Here is an 18,919-nt window from a genome sequence, read left to right as displayed (position 1 = left end):
AAAACTAAGATCGGGAGGCCAATAAAATGAAAATGAAACCGTGGAAAAGTGCGGGAATATGGACTTGCCTTGTGCTGATGATTATGACGGCGCCGGGCGGCGCGTTTGCAGCCCAGGCGGAGGAAAACGGTAGCCGGCAAAATCTGAGCAGCGCAAAGACAGGGGTCCAGGCGCCATTCAAGATCAAGGTCGTGGATGCCGAGACGGGCCGGGGCATTCCTCTTGTGGAGCTGAAGACGACGAACAACATTCTGTATTATACGGATAGTGCTGGTGTGATTGCGTTCAGCGAGCCCGGATTGATGGACCAGTCGGTCTTTTTCCATCTGTCGAGCCACGGTTATGATATCCCTGCCGATATGTTTGGCAATCGTGGGCAGGCGGTACAGATTATGCCCGGGGGCATGATTACCATCGAGATGAACCGGGTCAACATCGCTGAACGGCTGTACCGGATTACGGGGCAAGGTATTTACCGCGACAGTATGCTCCTTGGTCTGGGGGCGCCGATTCAGGAGCCGCTGATAAACGGTCTGGTCATGGGACAGGATTCTGTGCAGACGATCACGTACAACAATAAGCTGTACTGGTTCTGGGGCGACACCGACAGACCGGCGTATCCGCTGGGGAACTTCCGGGTGACGGGAGCAACTTCTCAGCTGCCGCAGGCTGGCGGATTGGACCCGGACGCCGGTGTGAATCTGGATTATTTCACTAAACCGGACGGTTTCGTCAAAAGCCTGGTGCCGCAGCTGCCAGACGGCGCCGGCATCGCTTGGGTGTTCGGATTGATGACTGCCAAGGACAGTGCAGGACATGAACGCCTGCTCGCCGGATATAGTACCCACAATCCCGGACTCAACGCCTTCGGCATCCTTGCTTTTAATGACAATATGAAGGAGTTCGAGCAGGCCGTCCAGTTTCCTTCCATAGACGATTGGCGCCATCCGGGCGGCCAGGCGACCTATTATGAGGAGAACGGCAAGGGCTATTGGCTCTTTACCGAACACCGGATGCCGAATTTACGCGTTCCCGCAAGCTATGATGCCATCATCGACTATACTCAATATGAATCGTTTACAGCTCTAACACCGGGAACGGCGTACAACGGAGCTCAAACGTCGTTGGAGCGCAATGCAAACGGCCAGCTTGTATGGGGATGGAAAAAGAATACGCCGCCGCTTAAGCAGGATCAAGAGAAGGAGCTGATCGGCTTAGGCGTGATCCAGGCGTCCGACCTGAAATATTATCAATTGAAAGATGCCGATACCGGTGAAGAGGTTCAAATCTCCTCAAGCTCCGTCGAATGGAATGCTTACCGGCAGCGTTACGTGATGATCGGGCAGCAGGTGCAGGGGACCTCGGTGCTTGGAGAGATCTGGTACGCGGAAGCTCCGGCGCCTCAAGGTCCATGGACTACTGCCAAAAAGATCGTAACGCACGATAATTATACTTTTTATAACGTTGCCCAGCATAAGAACTTCAATAAGTCCGGCGGCCGGGTAATCTACTTCGAGGGGACTTATACGAATACGTTCACGAATCATGTCGCAACACCGCGGTATAACTATAATCAAATTATGTATAAGCTCGATCTGGCAAATCCAAAGCTAGGGCTTACTCCGGTTCAATGAAAGACTGGTCAATAGAGTGCCGGGTGATATGCACTAACTGAATAAGGACCCTTCCGGAAGTGCTGCAGGTTTTCTGGAAGGGGGCCTTTAGGGGAGGAGTTACTTTGGAATTTGACTTTACTAAGTACACCAGGCTGATGGGAAGATTTGAGCTAACAGAGAACGGGAATCCGAAATGCGGATGGGTGAACAGTGCTGTTCAGCTTGCCTTCCGGGGTACGGCCATCTCAATGACAGCAGAGGATTCCGGCGGGCAGGATTACGTTGAAATCGTATTGGACGGGATCGCCCGGAATTGGATTAATCTGAAGAAGGGCGTTCATGTATACCTAATCGAACAGGGACTCCCGGACGGCGAGCATACTTTGGAAATCCACAAGCGAACAGGGATTTTGACCGGAAATATCGCATTTCATCATTTTTCTCTTCCGGACGGCGGAAGCTTCCTTGCCCCGCCTGCGGCCAAACCTATCCGGCTTGAATACTTTGGGGATTCCATCACAGATGGAGCAGGGATCGGCCATCCGCATGAGCTCGCTGAAGCCCCGCATCTTGACGACGGCTACATGTCCTATGTCGGGATCAGCGCCAGAATGTTGAACGCGGAATATCACACGATGGCCATTTGCGGCATTGGCGTTTGGCAGGATGCGGTAGGGAATAAGCATGGATTGCCGGAGCATTTTTTCGGGACCCTCGGCAAAGAGACGGCGCCATGGGACTTCTCCCGGTATACTCCTGATGGAATTGTCATTAATTTGGGTCAAAACGATTATTCAACACCCATTGAGGATGAGGCGTATATCGCCGCTTATATAAAATTCATTCAGGTTATCCTGGATCAATACAATGACCCCTATGTCTTTTGCTGTGTCGGAACCATGAACAACAACTATCTGGCCAGTGCAAAGAAGGTCGTGGCCCATTATAATCAAACTGGAAACGGAAAGGTATTCTTGGTGGATTTAGGGCTGATTCATCCAGAGGTAGAAGGCTGGGGAGGCCGTTACCATCCCGGCTATCAGACGCATTACCGGATGGGCTGCGAGCTTGCCTCTTTTATATCCGCCCAGACCGGATGGGAATTGCTTAAGCGTCCGTTGATTGCCACGGAATGTGTGTTCTGAAGAGTCTGAGGGGTGATTTTGGCGGGCAAAGTGCACAGACGTGAATTGGATTCCATATTTGACGCCCGGATAGAGCCCTCGGCTGCACTGAGGTATAGTTATGAGCTGGGAGAGTGCCGTAAATGGTGCTCTCTTTTGTGTGATCGGTCAACCGATTTGTAGAATCCGCGAATCCGGGCCTTAGGGGTTCCTGAGTGGGCTTGTTTCACGATGTCCAACTCGCGGCGAGGTGCATGAGAAATGTCCAGGAACACACAGAAACAACCCCGTCAATAAAATTTGACGAGGTTATTTTCAGCTCATTAATTAACTATTAGGCAAGTACTCTGGATTGTTTAAAATCTGATCGACTATAAATAGAAGGTCATCATCATTAACATATTCATCACCGGCTTGTTGAGCATTGTATTTTACAGGGTCAACATCGGGTGCGAAATACTTAAAGTATCTGGCATCAATCGCAAGGTCAACCAGAGTGAAGGTTCCATGTTTTTAAAGATTTATCTAACCTGGAAATGTACAGGGATGAAGGAATTGATCTTTGTTATTTTATGATAGGAACAGATCACTCCCATTATGTGAATCAATTACAGTTTTCATTAGATACTGGCTCTTTTGATTTTAGAGATGGTTCTTCATACCATGCCGGCACTGAACTGGTTTATGATACGATTGTTCCTTACGGATTACCTATTTCATTAAAAAAACAGCTATTTATTCAAATGGGATATCTTTGAACCAGAGCAGCAGTTCTTTTTAAAAATTCCTGTTTAAAGAAAAAGGAGTCAGTTACAAGAGTACTACATACAAAGTCCTGAAGAGCGATACAGACTTCCTGGCTGCTGCTTTGTCACAATCTAAAGTATCCGTCTGGTTTAGGCTTGAATCATACCCTATAGGACACCTCATGGATTATGGAGGTATAGTGCAGGGGTATACACCGAATCAATTAAGATAGCTGGTACCCGTTTTATCCGGGAACGATTTGAATTTAGAGTATATATAAATAGCCGTCAACCTTAACTGGTCGGTGGGCTTTTGGCTGTAGTCTTACTACACGGGCTTCAATGATTGGGTTAATTTTAAATAATTCACAAATTAATTCATACCAAACGCAAAATTCTTTTAAAAAGCTACTGCTGAAAGTCATAGTATAGTCACGGTTTTCTTCTATTAATGACAAAATTCTACAAAATAACCCTCTTTTTCTTATTTTCTTTATCATGTAAAATTTTAATAAGGAATAGCAATGAGAGGAGATGATGGATAAATTAGTTATTCCTAATAAAAAAGTAGGAGGGAATTTTTGTGAAAAAGAAATTTTCTATCGCACTTTGTATTGTTTTATTGTTAATAATGTCGATAAGTGGTATTAGTTATTCCTAATAAAAAAGTAGGAGGGAATTTTTGTGAAAAAGAAATTTTCTATCGCACTTTGTATTGTTTTATTGTTAATAATGTCGATAAGTGGTGTTACTTCTGCTAGTAATATAGAACCTGTTAATAATCTAACGGATACTAAAATTGAGCAACTAAAAGGCTTAGGCTTTACTGAAGATCAAATTTTAAGTATGCCAGCAGATGTATATAATAGCAAATTCCAGGATCTTAAAGGGGAAGTTATAAGTCGGGTAGAGACTATATCTAAATTCGATGGTAATGGGAATGAGACAGTTTATTTTTCTAAAGAAGAAGCGTATAATGCAATGTTTCAACAATATTTAACTCCATTTTCAGGTGGGTCAAATTCGCACAATGATTCTTGGATTAGCAAAACAATGACCGTTTCTGACCTTGGAAGTAAACAGTACCTCCTTAAATATGATTTTAGGTGGCTTAATGTTTTCTGGTTTGCTTTGAAAGATGCAGTGGCTATCACACATCCTGAAAGTCTTAGCCCAATAGCAAATTCAGAAGTAATGGTGTATAGTTATGATAATCCTCACAATGGTCAAACAACTTCAAATTATTATTGGACTGCTCAAGAACAAAAACCATTCGGTTATGGATTCCAATTCGACTTAGTTGGAGATATTCTTGGTGATGGGACAGTGCAAAATAGAGGATATATGAGTTACCGAGTTAAGGCAACGCCAGATAGTTATGTGGGTTATGCAAACGCTTACGGACATTACGCGCATAAAACACTTAGTCTTACAACAGGCTTTGGTCTTATACCTGGGGGATTAAATGTTACTCCTTCATCTGCATGGAACAAAGCGACAGATGTTAATGCCCAATTTAGAATTGAGTAGGTGAAACAGTGCTTATTTGGTTGTATATTGTTCTTCCAATATCATGCTTTTTATTTCTTTTTAACTTTGTACTGGTGTTTAATAAGATCCGCGAAGGTAAAGGGATTTCTATCCTAAACATAATTCTGGCTTCAATTGGACTTTATTTAATGATTTTTATCCCATCATGGTTTATTGCTTTGGAAGCTGGAAGAGTATAATTCATGTTCTTTAGTAAAAGATGAAATACGATCTGAGTTAAGATCGTATTTCATCTTTTTTGTGTGCAATCAATATTCACGTGAGCATTTTGCATTAATCTAAGCCCTTGTTACACAAAGGTTTTTGAGCATAAAAAAGGACTTCACCCCAACTTGGAGAAGTTTTTTGGTAACGACACCAAAACACTCAAGAGGAGGAAGCCCCCTTTGTATATTCTCCAAGAATGTCTATTTTCCTTTGAAGAGCTGAATCGAAAGAACGACAGCCCCTCTTTTTCAGTGCACTGGACCTGAGACCGTATGCAAGGTAATTGAGAAAGCCTTCACCCCGCGGAGCGGAGGGCACTGTCGTCAAGGCATTCTTCGCGCTTTACTCGCGGCTCCCCTAGAGAACATTGAGATGTTCACTGGCTTAGTGCGCAGACTGGAGTTTGACCTTCGTTTCCGTTACAAATGTGGACTTCGGCTGGATATCCCCGCCCCTTCGATTTCTACGTTAAGCCGGGTGTTTGCGAGTTAACTCGCAAACACATTGCCCAGCAGTTGTTTGAGGATCTTGTAGCTCAGTGCCGAGAAGCTGGAATCATAGACGGTACTCATGTCGCTATCGACAGCGCAGACATTCACGCCTACGAGTAAAAAGAACCCAAGCGAAAAAGCGAACTCACCGACCATGCCAACTGGGGAGTTAAACTCGATACGTTTGGCAATAAAGTGAGGTGGTATGGCTATAAGCTGTATCTGGCCGTCGATGCCAAGAGTGAGCTTCCCTTGGTACTCCAGGTGACACCTGCCCATGTGAACGACGGAGACGAAGGGCATGCACTCATGACGTACGTCTCTGCAAAATCCAAAGTGAAATTCTTTATGCTAGATGCAGGATATGATCAAATGAAAAACTACGAAACTGCTCGCAGCGTCAAGGCCCAAGCGATTATTCCAATGAATCCGCAGAACGAAAAGGAACCTCCAGCAGGCATGACAAGCAAAGGGATACCTTGCTGTTCGATGGGGGTTACGATGACGTATTGGGGGCAGGAAATGGAACGTTTGAAGTTTCGTTGTCCGCATACTACGGGGAAAGTGGATTGTCCTTTAGGCATGACGGCTTGTTCGTCGTCCAATTACGGAATGGTTGTTAAGGCTAGCAGCAGAGACGATTTACGCCGCTATGAGTTACCATACCGAGAAAGTCGGAATTGAAAAGAACTCTACAACAAACGAACCAGCGTCGAACGATGTAACTTCCGAATGAAGTCGTACCTAACCGCAGACAAATTGCATGTATGGGGCATATAGAAAGTCACGACTCACCAATGTTTAAATGCCATTGTTTTGCTTGCTTCTGCGTTAGCTATCTCGAGACAACGAGGCACAAACGTCGTTTAAATTTTCAATCCTCCAAAAATTCTGCCCGTCTGTCCATTTTCATCTTGTTCACTCAAAAACCTCACGGAACAAAACAAACTGTTGGGAAGTTCTATTTGGTTGTTGTGTACTCACTTACTTCAAAGGTAAGGATCTTATCATGAATTACATATTCAGTTCTTTTACTGAATGGACCTGTCTTTATCTATAACCGGGTAGACCCGAATGCAGTGTCATAAGTTGATCTATTTACCCCAGTCATCGGAAGTTCGAATTCTTTATCCAGACCAGTTGTTGAAGTGATAGTGAGTATTGCCTGATTTCTAAAGATAGTTCATAAGGGAAATGTATGTATAACAATTACACAGGTTTTTTCTGTTAATTACTGAGTTTTATCAGGATAGCTGCTCAATTTACTGGCTAGCTCTTCTTCCCCAGTCAAGACCTCTACCATGATGCCAGCTCCCAGGCGGAACCCATACTTGAAAATAGATGCTAACTCCATGCCATGAGCTTGAGCGTACAGGTCTAAGAATGCTTCTAATTCGTCGAATTCCTCCTCTGAAAGCTGACCCTTCCAAGTCTCTATGATTTCAGAAATTCTTTTGTTTAAAATAGTATATTGCGGGTCAGTTGGTATAACATTTTCATTTGGATGCAAGCTGCCATGATATAGCTTCTCTAACAGACTCCTCATTTCTTCATCCCCTTGATCTATGGATTACTTTGTATTCAATAGTGATTTTGTATGAGAGTTACTATTTTAGGCGCATCAGACTTATCTTGGATGAATTATAACATACTTTATTGTTGTTTTGTAGAGTATACTACGTGGATTTGAGAGTTAGGACAACTAGATAATGAATCTAAAAGAGGTAGCGCCTTGAAATCAGAAGAAATCTTTGGGCAAGTATTAAAGACGATTCGGAAGAAGCAAAAGATGAGCCAAGAGAAATTAGCATTCCAAAGTAACCTTGACCGAACGTACATATCCATGCTGGAACGTGGTATCCACCAGCCTACTCTAAACTCTTTACTATCTCTCGCTGAGGCTTTGAACATGAAGGCATCGGAGTTAGTAAGGCTTGTGGAGGAAGAGATTACTGAAACCAAGTGAATATAATGATAGCTAGGACTAAAGTAGAATGACTAGAATTTATGCAGTCATTCTTTTTGTTGTTAGTATAAACAGTTCTATATCAAGGAGGAATCACTAATGAGCAATAAAAGAAAGTTAGTCCTTTCATCCGTTCTTTTATTTGTTATTGTATATCTCTCATTTGGTGCATGGATTGCACATGATACTAGAATTATTCTAAAAGAAGCCATGAGTCAGGATGCTAATAGGAAGTACATGAATAGTTCGGCATTTGAAAGTATTAATCCAATCGAACGTGGCATGACAGCGGATAGCTTTAAATATAATCAAAGCTCTCATCATATCGGTATTGTATTGCCGCTGCACTACTTCGCAGGTTCAAAAGTATATGTAACTCAGAAATATGAAAATGATAATTTTGCATTCAAAGAACCTGTTCAACTAACGCTGAAATTGAAATCTGGTAAGTGGTACGCGACAAAGGTAAGTATTCAACCTTAACGGGAACAAGGGCTCCAGCTCATTAGAGCTGGAGCCCTTGTGTGCTCAGCAAGGCAAAAGAATCTCGAATTCCGTGCCTTGCCCGATTGTTGATTGGACCTTGATTGCGCCGCCGTGTGCTTCGACGATGGTCTTGGCGATGCTCATGCCGAGGCCGGAACCGTCTGTGGATTCCTCGGTATTGGTTCCGCGGTAGTAGCGATTGAACAAATGATGCAGTGTCTCCTCGTCCATCCCTTTTCCATTATCAAGTACCCGTATGCAAGCTTGGCCGTGGACTCGGGCAAGAGTGACGGTAATGGTTGTGCCTGGCGGATTATGCTTGACCGCATTGGACAGCAAATTGTCGATCAGCCGCTGTAACCAGGTTACATCTGCCTGTATGAGCAGGGAATCCTCTTCACCAATGTATTGGAACAGGTACTCAGACATGGTGGCGTCATTGACGTATTTCAACACGGAGCAGCGTACCAATTCTGCCAGATCTGTCTCCCGGCGGACCATGATGGAATCGCTCTGCTTGAGCTGATGGATCAGAGAGAAGTCGGAGATCAGCTCCAGCATATAATCCCCTTTTTCCCGGATGGTCGCACCCATGATCCGCATTTCCTCTTGGCTCCATTGCTCAGGCAGCTTCTCCAGCATATACCCGTAGCCTTGAATCGTGGCCAGGGGTGTGCGCAGATCATGGGAGATTCCTGACATCCACTCCGCCTGTTCCTTCTCCAGCCTCTTACGGTCCCTCTCGATCTGAGCCAATTGATGAGTCATCTGATAAAAGGCTTGAATGACTTCCTGATAGAGCCTGTTGCGGGTTCGCATAGTGCCATTGCGGCGGAATACCTTACGCTTGTCCTTGGCGGTCAGCACCTCATCGTACTGGCCTTGGCCCATCCGTTCGAACCAGCCTGCGAACAGAATCAGGGGCCGCCCGAAGCGGTAGCCATGCCAGATGGAGATCGACAGCGCGAGGATCAGGATCAGCACTGCAATCCAGATGAGTCTCGGCGTTACATTTTCCAATACAGGATGCTTCAGAGGGAGTCCCGCTGCATGGGGCGTATAGAAGATCCAGGTCATTCTGCTCGGCTCGTCCCGGTGGGCTACAATACCCGCGTCATAGTTGTCTGGAGACTGTTGAATGGCCAGAATGTCTAGCGGCCGATATGCCTTTGGTACATACTTGTGATCGCCAATGCCTTGTACGGTATTACTGTTAGAATCGATCACTTGCAGATAACTGCCAGTCTCCCGAAGCTGCTGTTCCAGGAGAGGAACCGCTTCACTCCTCACTATGCCCTGCTGTCCGTAAGCGTTGAACCACTCCGTGAGCTGATCAAGGTCAGGGGTTGGGTAGCCGAGCACATATAACAGCGGGTCCTGGAACGAGAAATTCAATTGTGTCTGCACAGCATAAGACCCCTGTCTCCGTGTTTCTTGAATATCGAGCAATTGAGCGGTGGAGTAGGAGGCAGGCAGTGCAGGGTATGGTGTTGTATTAATGCTGTAGACTACTTCTCCATCTGCGCTAACCACCTGCAGCCACATCCTTTTCTCCTCAATAAGCTTGCTCCACTGGGAGAAAATCTGAAGCTTCCCGTCTTTGTACTGGGCTTCTTGGGCAATCTGCTCCAGGACGCCAACCGGAAAGTTCCGGCGGATCTCATTACTGGTCATGTTCTGGAAGAACATAATGCAGGCAGCCAAGGCAATGGTCACAATCGCCAGAGCATAGAAAATCAACTGATACGTGAAATGGAAGGCCATACGTTGCTGGATCTTCATCGTTCCTCCGGCTCCTTCACCAGCTTATAGCCGAGTCCGCGTACCGTAAGCAGCAGCTTCGGGTCGCCGGGATCGAGTTCGATCCGCTCCCGGATGCGGCGGATATGCACCATCACGGTCGAATCATCGCCCTGTCCGTTGATCCCCCAGACCTTGTCGTAGAGCTGGGTTTTGGAGAAGACGATTCCGGGATGCCGGCAGAAATGCAGTAATAGCTGAAAGACTTGGGCTGGACAAGGGACGGTCTGTCCCTCTACGGTTAGTTCGCCCTCCGCCTCATTGATGGTGAAGCGGCTGAAGCGGTAAATTCCCGCATCCGGATACTTCGCAGCAGTGGACGCCAGAGCTTCCGGCTCCAACCGGCGTATGCGCGCCTGAATTCTTGCGGCTACCTCCAGGGGGTTGAAGGGCTTGGTGATATAATCATCCCCACCCATGGCGAAGCCTTTTAGAATATCGAGATCGGATGCCTTGGCAGTAAGGAACAGTATATAGGGGTTCCCGTATTCGCGGATCTTGGAGCAGAGCTCCAGTCCGCTGCCGTCAGGAAGCATAATGTCGAGCAGGATAATATCGGGGACCACGCGTTGTACCAGGCTGATAGCTTCGGTACAAGTAGAAGCCCCGTACAGTTGATGAAAACCTTCCCGGCGAAGCACCATTTGCAGCATGGTGATGATCGAAGGTTCGTCGTCGATGATAGCGATTTTAATAGCGGATAGATTTGGCATTTTTTCACCCTTTTTCAAAATAGCATATTTATCTTAACAGAACCTAAACAGCTGGGACAAAATTAAGCAAAAATTCATCGGTTCGTTTAGCTTCTGTTCCGGTGAGGTTGGTAGGATAAGTCTGAGCAGCACATTCGAGCTTCGATGAGAGGAGTAGGAGGAAAATAGCATGAGTAAAAAATGGTCCACATTATCGGGGGGCTGGCAATGAGCAGCCCATCCATATCTGAGATGCCTCACACCCGGCCCGGCTGGCCGGAGATCCTAACCGCACTGTCCCTCTATATGATCGGCGTCGTAATCCTTGGTGTCTGGATGCTTCAAATTCCTGATGACCAGGCCATCTTACGGATTAATATCGGAGGTGCAGGCAATGGTCTGATTGGCTTCCTGGCTTTGTTTGCAGCCTACGCCCTGCGGATTCGCAATTTTTGTGCTTTTGGGTTTCGGATGACAGAGCGAAAATGGCTGCTGGTGGGGGTCGTCATCGGTATTGCCGCGTTCGGGGGATGCTTTGTGATCGAAGGGATCTATTATCACTTTGTTACCGAGATCAACACCCAGGCAGATTTCCAGACGGCAGCGCAAGGCGGCCCGCTCTCAATGTTTATTCTGCTTATCACCGGGGCCATCCTAACGCCGCTCAGCGAGGAATTTGTATTCCGCGGTGTCATTGCCAATGCCCTGAACCGTTATGGCGCATGGGCGGGCATTGTCGGCAGCGCTGCAATCTTCGGCGTGGTTCATGGATTCACCGTTATCCTGTTAGATGCATTCATGGTCGGCGTTCTGGTAGCATACCTGTTCCGCAAGACAGGTTCCATCTGGCCTGGAGTCGTGGTGCATATCGTGTATAACGGTCTCAATCTTCTCTATTATTCTACGCTGTAGATGGAGGAGCGAGTGAATATAAGAGTACTTAAGCTGTCGGGGATACCCGGCAGTTCTTTGTGTTGGTTTGAAATGAAGATCCCTATAATCTGACAGGTTATTCCTCCCGGATGGAAATGATACTATGAATTGAGGCGGGCTTTATAATTCATTCCAACAAGGAGATTACATGCTTACTTCAAGAAAATATACAGTATTCCATCTGATCGGGATTCCGCTGCGGGTGATTCCGGTGCAGACGGTGGCGGCGGTAGGGTATATGCTGGTGGATGCCCTGATGCCTGCGTATCAGACGCTGGTGATGGCTTATTTCATTAATACGGCGATGCATATTGTGAATGGCCGGGCGGAGTATTCGTTAATCTACAGGCCGCTTGCGCTGATTATGGGTTATGTGATCGTCACTCATCTGCTTCCCAGCCTGATGCAGCTGGTTGAGCTGACGGGGCGCAACCGGCTGAATGTGCGGCTGAAGCGGGAGATGGTGCTCAAGCGGGCGCGGCTGGAGTACCAGCATATTGAGAATAAGGAGACCGCAGAGTTAATCCATAGGGTGTGCGGCGATCCGGTAGGTCATTTCATGGGCGGGTTCAACAATATGATGAGTGGACTGAATCTGCTGATCGGGACCGCTTCGCTGCTTGTGATTGTGATGTCGTCCACGTTCATTACGGGGATTGTGATTGTGCTGGTTGCGGTGCCTTTGTTCTATATTGCCATGAAGACGGGCAAGGCGAATTATGTGCTGGGGATGGATGCGCAGCGGATACGGAGGAGGAGCGCAGATCTGGCACATATTTTGACCAGCCGGGAAAATGCGGAGGAACGCACGTTATTCGGATATAGTCCGGCGCTCAGGGATCGGTACGACAAGCTGTATGATCAGACATCCTCTATTGAGAAGAGGATACAGATCCGAAGCTTCATTCATCTGAAAAGCGGCTCGATCATCGCCCTGCTGATCGGCATTATTATAGTGGCCTTGCTGTTGCCTGCGCTGCACTTGGGCGAGCTATCGATCGGCCTGTTCATTTCGCTGGTGACTGCGATCTTCAGTCTCGTGCAGAGGATGTCCTGGCAGTTAGCCGAGACGATGCAGGAGCATGCGCGGATGAAGGAGTATCTGAAGGATTTCTCAGCTTTTGCCGGGCTCAGTGAGAAGATGGATGCCGCTGCTCTACCTGTGGAGATAGACGGCTTCGTCTTTCAATCGCTGGAATTCAGGCAGGTGAGCTTCCGCTACCCGGATACGGAAAGATACATATTGAATCAATGCTCGTTCACCATGGTTAGCGGGAAGAGCTATGCCATTGTCGGTGAGAACGGGGCCGGTAAGTCTACCCTGATCAAACTGCTTGCCGGGATGTACGATAACTACGAGGGAGAAATCTTCATTAATAATAGGAATCTGCGGGAGTACAGCTACCCGGAGCTGAAAAGCATCATCGCTGTGGTCTTCCAGAATTACGCCAGGTACGCGCTGTCGATCCAGGATAATGTCCGGCTGGGGAATATCCTGAGGCTGGATGAAGAGCGTGTCCGGCACAGCATAAAAAAGATGAATCTGGACGGGATGGTCCAGGGGATGGAATCCGGTCTCGATACTTACGTCGGCAAAATCAAAGAGAACAGTCTGGACCTCTCCGGCGGGCAGTGGCAAAGGTTGGCGGTAGCCAGACTGTTGTACTCCAGTTCAGCCATCCATATTATGGACGAACCTACGGCTGCCCTTGACCCCCTCGAAGAGAGCAGGCTATATGAAATGTTCAGCAGCATCCGCGCAGACCGGTTCACCATATACATCACCCACAGGCTGGGCGCTGCGAGAATCTCGGATGAGATCCTGGTGGTGCGTAACGGGCGGATTGCGGAGCAGGGCACTCATGAGCAATTGCTGGAACACCCGGACGGGATATACGGGAAGATGTTCGCCAGCCAGAAGTCGTGGTATGAAGCAGAGAGTATGGTGCAGCTTGGATAGAATACAGCGGAAGGGATTCCTGAGCAACGGGGTCAGATGCCTGCGGCTTTTATTCCAGGTGAATCCCGGGATGTCTTATACGTACATCGGTATTGCCTTGCTCCAGGCGTTGTCCTGGGTGCTGCAGGTGTTATTGTTGCAAAGGTTTCTGGATGCGGCTGCTGCATATGCTACTGGTAGAATAGGCTTCAGGATGATTCTCCTGTCCTTGGGCGCGCTGGCGCTCATGTATCTGTTTTATCATGTCATGGACGGACTCGGGAACTGTTATGAGGAGATTTACGGACTAAGCGTGGGCAAGCACCTGAACCTGATGATTTTTAAGAGAGTAGATTCATTACAGGTCTCTGAATTCGAGGACACAAAGCGGCTGGATTATATCCACAAGGCTGTGAATGGGAGCGGCAAGCTGATCTGGATCGGGACGACCTTACTGGACATTCTGTTCTACTATACGACTTATTTCATATTTATCGGATGGTATCTGTTCACGCTCAAGCCGGTGCTTGCCCTAAGTATTGTCGTCGTATTCGTCCCGGTGATGCTCTCTGAGTGGGTGCTGATGTCAGCATTCAAGAATCTGGAGGCGGCAGCTGCCCCGATCCGGCGGGAAAGTGACTACTATGAACAGTGCTTGACGGACAAAGCGTATCTCGCGGAGACCCGACTGCTGGGGGCGGCTGCATTTTTCGAGAATTTGTATACGTCTGCCCTGCAACGGTTGAACACTATTGTACTTCGGACGCAGGTACGTAAGCATCTCGTTCAGCTCATACTGAATGTAGTGACGGTTATGGGCTACGGCCTGATCGTATACATGCTGTTTATCTCTGTGATGAAGCAGGAGATTTCGATTGGAGCTTTTGCGGCGGTGCTGGCTTCGATTGGCAGTCTATACCGGTTCATGAACAAGCTGATCACCGAGAGAATCGCCTGGGCTACGGAGAATATCGGCTCTACTGAGAATTTTCTGGATTTCATCGACGAACCTGTTCAGAGGACCAGCAACATGCCAAAGCCCGCAGACAGTGATATTGAGTTAAAAGCTGTCCGCTTCCGCTATTCGCTGGCGACCCGAAATGCGGTGGAGGAGATTGACCTGTTCATCCCGAATAAGCAGACACTGGCGATTGTAGGCGAGAACGGAAGCGGGAAGACTACGCTCTGCCGCATCATTATGGGGTTATACCCGCCTACGGAAGGGGAAGTGTGGTACGGGAAAGTGGAGGCCACGCGGACTAGCTATGAGCGAACGTCGGCTGTTTTTCAACATTATCGCAAGTATAATGAGACTATATGGGAGAATGTGCGGATCAGCCAATATTCCAAACCGGCAGATGATGCCGCAGTAGTATCCACGTGTGAGGAGGCCGGGGTGCTTTTATCCGGTGAAGGGGTTAAGGAAGGGCTGAATACGATGCTGGGACGGGAGTTCGGCGGCACGGATCTATCCGGAGGCCAGTGGCAGCGTGTAGCGATTGCGCGCGGATTGTTCCGGGACAGCGACCTGATGATTCTGGATGAACCCACGGCGGCCATCGATCCCCTGGAGGAGACCCGTCTGTATAACGACTTCGCCGCCCTGTGCCGGGATAAAACCGCAATCCTGGTCTCGCATAGACTAGGCTCCGTGAAGCTGGCCGATCGAATCCTCGTGATGAAGGATGGAAGAATCGTGCAGGATGGCACGCATGAGGAGTTAATGAGCACAGCGGGCGAGTATCGGACAATGTATGAGGCGCAGCGGAAGTGGTATGTGTAGGTAAAGTGTGTACTACAGGAGTATAGTTAGTCTTAGGAGGAATGCAGAGTGGCTACGTGGGTTACTCATTTTAGAATAGCTGAAGCCTTAATGAAGGCGGGAGTTCCGGTTTCCAAGGTTGATTTTCTGGTAGGGAATATTGGGCCGGATTGCGGGATCGTTGATGATGAGGGGAGCGCTTCTCCCTTTCAGCGTATACCTAAGAGTGTTACCCATTTTAAGGATGGACACGGCATTCAGCCGGAGCTGTTCCGGGAGAAGTATGCATTGAAGGATGTTGAGCCTACTTCTAGCGCAGGTTCCTATTATTGGGGGTATTACTGTCATCTTATAACGGATGTCGAATGGATCAAGTTAACCAGGGTTAAGCAGGAGGAGCCGGTACATCAAGCCGTAAAAGGTACTCCCGAATACAATCAGCTGGTGAAGCGGGAATGGTACTGGCTGGACTTCAAATATTTGAAGCTGCATGGGGATCATGTGTTTTGGACCGATGTGCAACATATTCAGCAATATCCTGAATACTTACCGTTCTTTCCTGAAGGCCAGACCTTTAAGCAGATTCAGAATATCATTCACTTTTATTGCAACACTGAAGTGCCGATAGAATATGAACCAATTTATATGAAGGAAGCGGAAGTAGATAACTTTGTGCTGAAGACAGTGGACAAGCTCCGGGCCATGATGGGATTATAAAAGGTAACCAAACACCCAAATCACAACAACAAGGAGAGAACCATGACCATCCAAATCGTAAATGGCGATTTATTAGAAGCCAGTGAAGATATTCTAGGACATCAGGTGAATTGTCAGGGGGTGATGGGGTCGGGGATTGCGAAGATCCTGCGGGACCGTTATCCGAATTTATATCCTGAGTATAAAAAATACTGTGAGCAGCACACGCCTGACGAGTTGCTCGGACACTGCCAGCTGGTGCAGACGGGCGCGAAGTACACGGCGAATCTGTTCGGCCAGCTTAACTATGGAAAAAGCAAAACCCGGTATACGGATTATGCTGCGCTGGAGCAAGCGTTAACCATCCTGAAGACAGAGGCACAGGCCAAGGGTCTGTCTGTGGCGCTTCCGTATAACATTGGCTGCGGATTGGCAAATGGGGAGTGGAGTGTGGTGGAACAGATGATCGGCAAGGTTTTTGCAGACTATGAAGTTACTTTGTATAAGATTTAAATTATCTGTACGCTATACTTCTGCTACTAGATCATGTACAACTGGCAGCCCCGGAAGGCTGTGAAGCTGAGGCCCGGAGATTCTTCAATAGCTTGTTAGGCTGGCCGGAGATTCCCAAACCAGAATTGCTGCAAAAGCGTGGCGGGGTTTGGTTCCAATGCGGGACGCATCAGGTACATATCGGGGTACAACGGGATTTTGTTCCCGCTACCAAAGCGCATCCGGCATTTCATGTGCAGCACTTGAATAAGTTACGCGAGCATCTGTTGCAGAATAACATTCAAGTCACGGATGATGAAGCAAGGGCGGATGAAGGCGTCAGGCGCTTCTATATAAATGACCCTTTCGGGAATCGTCTTGAGTTCTTGGAATATCACTAAAAATAAAGCCAAACTGCTTACAAGCGGTCTGGCTTTATTTTGTGCTCCCTGTACTGTGACGGCGTCTGCCCCGTCTGCTGCTTGAACTGCCGCATGAAGTGGATCTCGCTTGCGTAGCCGCTCATCTCTGCAATTTTTTTGACAGAGATATCGGTAGTGGTAAGCAGGTATTTCGCATGTTCGATCCGGCTGGCAATGACGTCCGCCATCGGGCTTACCCCGAAGAAGTCCTTATACAAGTGCTGGAAGCAGGAGCGGCTCATGGTCAACTCATGGGACAGCCCCCCGATCGTCCAGTTCAGGAAGGGTTGATTATAGATTTTGGTGCGGATGAGAGACATCTTGTTGTAGTGGGTGTTGCCGACCTCCTTCTGGGCGGAGTGAATCCGGTTGCTCAGCTTAATGAAGAATAATTGCAGATATAATTCCATCGTCTCGTCTTTATGCGGGTTCTCGGAATACGATTCATAGCACAAATGGTTAATGATGATCGACAGCTCGTTCAGATCGCCAACCGGGATCACTTCATCCCTGGGGATCGCCAGCCGGTCCAGCAGTGCAGCGTCGCCAGGCTTGTCCAGCCGGAAATGGAACCAGTCATTAGTGAACTGCGGCCCGTAAGCCCGGTAGAACTGCGGGGTGTACTCACTGTACAGAATGAAAGAATCAGGTTCTGTAGCCTGCTGCACCTCTGCGAAGGTGAAGATTGCCGGGGTCTTCAGCAGCAGCAGCATGTAGTCTCCGGACCCCTGGGGCCGGTTGATGATGAAATCCGCGTCATGGCTATGATTGTAGCCGATGTTCTGTATATTCATATGAACCTCCAGTGCAGCAGTTAGGTCTATTGTAGAAGTTAAGAGCACTACTTGTAAATAAGGATTGCACAATAAGTTAGTACTTACGCACGATGTGTAATTGTTCTGCTGCCCGGATGTATCTATGCTTAATACAAGCAGTCACTGAAGCATATGTTGAAGGCTGAGGCCGGAGAGGATGATAGGTATGAGAGAATGGACCGGTTATTCAAGAGGGGTGAATCTCGGAGGCTGGCTGTCCCAGTGTCCTTTTCAGCAGGCACATTACGACACCTTCATTACGGAAAAGGATATCCAAACGATTGCCTCCTGGGGCCTGGACCATGTACGGCTGCCGGTGGATTATGAAGTCATTGAAGACCCCTCGAACGCTGAGGCTTATGCAGGGTTCAAGCATATCGACAACTGTATTCGCTGGTGCGCGGCCAACGGGCTGAATCTCATTATTGATCTGCATAAGACGCCCGGGTTCTCCTTCGACAGCGTGTCTGCGAATTCCCTGTTTGATGATCCGGCGCTCCAGGAGCGGTTCCTGAATTTGTGGAAGGCAATCTCTGTCCGTTACGCAGCTTATAAGGATACTGTGGCTTTTGAATTGCTGAATGAGATTGTGGAGCAGGACAGCAGCCGCTGGAATGCACTGGCCCGCCGGACGATTACCGAGATTCGCCAGCATGCGCCGGAGACCAAAATCATTATCGGCGGCATTCAGTGGAACAGCGTGCATACCCTCAAGCTACTGGATCAGCCCTACGACGACAATATCGTGTATACCTTCCACTTCTATGAGCCGTTCCTGTTCACTCACCAGCGTGCAGAATGGGTGGAGCAGATGCCGGAGAGCAGCATGGATTATCCGGGTGAGCTGGCGGTGTACCGCAGCACTTCGGCCACCATCGGCGCTTTTGGATCGGGGCTTCAGGGAGATGGCTTCAGCCAGATGGGGCCTGAGTATATCACCAGCCTGATCCAGACAGCCCTGGATGTTGCAGCAGAGCGTAACGTGTATCTGTATTGCGGGGAATACGGAGTCATTGAACATGCCCCCTCTCCTAGCGTGGTGAACTGGTATAAGGATGTCCATGGGATTTTTGAACACAATCATATCGGCCGGGCAGCGTGGACCTATAAATCCATGTCCTTCGGCATCTCTGACCGCTACGACAGCAGCATTACGACGGAGATTATTTCTTATTTGTAAG

Annotated in this window: 17 protein-coding genes and 1 pseudogene; 14 read left to right on the top strand and 4 right to left on the bottom strand. The window is 48.0% G+C overall.

Going from position 1 to position 18,919, the window contains the following annotated elements; all coding sequences use genetic code 11:
* Positions 1-26: 26 nt before the first annotated feature.
* The 5 genes and pseudogenes from KDC22_RS23490 (at position 27) to KDC22_RS23470 (ending at position 6,605) form a co-directional block, all read left to right on the top strand.
* Positions 27-1,634, top strand: coding sequence for a hypothetical protein (locus KDC22_RS23490; protein WP_211720523.1), 1,608 nt, complete (start codon positions 27-29; stop codon positions 1,632-1,634).
* A gap of 104 nt (positions 1,635-1,738) precedes the next feature.
* On the top strand, positions 1,739-2,761 hold the full coding sequence (locus KDC22_RS23485) for an SGNH/GDSL hydrolase family protein (RefSeq protein WP_246552909.1): 1,023 nt from the start codon (positions 1,739-1,741) through the stop codon (positions 2,759-2,761).
* A 551-nt stretch (positions 2,762-3,312) separates the two neighbouring features.
* Positions 3,313-3,498, top strand: coding sequence for a hypothetical protein (locus KDC22_RS23480; protein WP_211720522.1), 186 nt, complete (start codon positions 3,313-3,315; stop codon positions 3,496-3,498).
* 672 nt (positions 3,499-4,170) lie between these two features.
* A complete protein-coding gene (locus KDC22_RS23475; RefSeq protein ID WP_211720521.1) occupies positions 4,171-5,016 on the top strand; it encodes a hypothetical protein in 846 nt (281 codons plus the stop codon).
* Positions 5,017-5,423: 407 nt separating this feature from the next.
* Positions 5,424-6,605 (top strand): annotated as a pseudogene (locus tag KDC22_RS23470) (transposase).
* 361 nt (positions 6,606-6,966) lie between these two features.
* Here KDC22_RS23470 and KDC22_RS23465 read toward each other — a convergent pair.
* Complete coding sequence (locus KDC22_RS23465) at positions 6,967-7,281, bottom strand: DUF6809 family protein (RefSeq protein ID WP_211720520.1); 315 nt, start codon at positions 7,279-7,281, stop codon at positions 6,967-6,969.
* A gap of 186 nt (positions 7,282-7,467) precedes the next feature.
* Between KDC22_RS23465 and KDC22_RS23460 the strand changes: the two genes are divergently transcribed.
* Positions 7,468-7,701, top strand: coding sequence for a helix-turn-helix domain-containing protein (locus KDC22_RS23460; protein WP_211720519.1), 234 nt, complete (start codon positions 7,468-7,470; stop codon positions 7,699-7,701).
* 99 nt (positions 7,702-7,800) lie between these two features.
* A complete protein-coding gene (locus tag KDC22_RS23455; protein ID WP_211720518.1) occupies positions 7,801-8,184 on the top strand; it encodes a hypothetical protein in 384 nt (127 codons plus the stop codon).
* A gap of 45 nt (positions 8,185-8,229) precedes the next feature.
* Here KDC22_RS23455 and KDC22_RS23450 read toward each other — a convergent pair whose 3' ends face one another.
* Both KDC22_RS23450 and KDC22_RS23445 read right to left on the bottom strand, forming a co-directional pair.
* Positions 8,230-9,969, bottom strand: a complete 1,740-nt coding sequence (locus KDC22_RS23450; protein WP_211720517.1) for a sensor histidine kinase — start codon at positions 9,967-9,969, stop codon at positions 8,230-8,232.
* Positions 9,966-10,700: a response regulator transcription factor gene (locus KDC22_RS23445; RefSeq protein WP_211720516.1), complete on the bottom strand. Its 735-nt coding sequence runs from the start codon at positions 10,698-10,700 to the stop codon at positions 9,966-9,968. Before KDC22_RS23445 ends, KDC22_RS23450 begins: the two co-directional genes overlap by 4 nt.
* A gap of 207 nt (positions 10,701-10,907) precedes the next feature.
* Here KDC22_RS23445 and KDC22_RS23440 point away from each other — a divergent pair, with 207 nt between their 5' ends.
* The 6 genes from KDC22_RS23440 (at position 10,908) to KDC22_RS33550 (ending at position 16,902) form a co-directional block, all read left to right on the top strand.
* Entirely contained in the window at positions 10,908-11,591 is a 684-nt protein-coding gene (locus tag KDC22_RS23440) for a CPBP family intramembrane glutamic endopeptidase (RefSeq protein WP_211720515.1), read from the top strand.
* 169 nt (positions 11,592-11,760) lie between these two features.
* The gene (locus KDC22_RS23435) at positions 11,761-13,572 is read left to right on the top strand and encodes an ABC transporter ATP-binding protein (RefSeq protein WP_211720514.1); all 1,812 of its coding nucleotides are present in this window, start codon (positions 11,761-11,763) and stop codon (positions 13,570-13,572) included.
* Between the two features lie 70 nt (positions 13,573-13,642).
* Positions 13,643-15,334 (top strand): ABC transporter ATP-binding protein, encoded by a 1,692-nt coding sequence (locus KDC22_RS23430; protein ID WP_211720513.1) that lies wholly within the window; start codon positions 13,643-13,645, stop codon positions 15,332-15,334.
* 48 nt (positions 15,335-15,382) lie between these two features.
* A complete protein-coding gene (locus KDC22_RS23425; RefSeq protein WP_211720512.1) occupies positions 15,383-16,030 on the top strand; it encodes a hypothetical protein in 648 nt (215 codons plus the stop codon).
* A 42-nt stretch (positions 16,031-16,072) separates the two neighbouring features.
* Positions 16,073-16,522, top strand: a complete 450-nt coding sequence (locus KDC22_RS23420; protein WP_211720511.1) for a macro domain-containing protein — start codon at positions 16,073-16,075, stop codon at positions 16,520-16,522.
* Between the two features lie 5 nt (positions 16,523-16,527).
* Positions 16,528-16,902, top strand: a complete 375-nt coding sequence (locus tag KDC22_RS33550) for a VOC family protein (RefSeq protein WP_246553773.1) — start codon at positions 16,528-16,530, stop codon at positions 16,900-16,902.
* 17 nt (positions 16,903-16,919) lie between these two features.
* Here KDC22_RS33550 and KDC22_RS23415 read toward each other — a convergent pair whose 3' ends face one another.
* The gene (locus KDC22_RS23415) at positions 16,920-17,717 is read right to left on the bottom strand and encodes a helix-turn-helix transcriptional regulator (RefSeq protein ID WP_211720510.1); all 798 of its coding nucleotides are present in this window, start codon (positions 17,715-17,717) and stop codon (positions 16,920-16,922) included.
* A gap of 187 nt (positions 17,718-17,904) precedes the next feature.
* Here KDC22_RS23415 and KDC22_RS23410 point away from each other — a divergent pair, with 187 nt between their 5' ends.
* Positions 17,905-18,918, top strand: coding sequence for a glycoside hydrolase family 5 protein (locus KDC22_RS23410; protein WP_211720509.1), 1,014 nt, complete (start codon positions 17,905-17,907; stop codon positions 18,916-18,918).
* The last annotated feature ends 1 nt before the right edge of the window (position 18,919 follow it).

Source organism: Paenibacillus tritici, assembly GCF_018207515.1.
Classification (GTDB): domain Bacteria; phylum Bacillota; class Bacilli; order Paenibacillales; family Paenibacillaceae; genus Paenibacillus_AQ; species Paenibacillus_AQ tritici.
The sequence above is the reverse complement of the archived record's forward strand: the minus strand, read 5'-3'. Positions and strand labels throughout refer to the sequence as shown.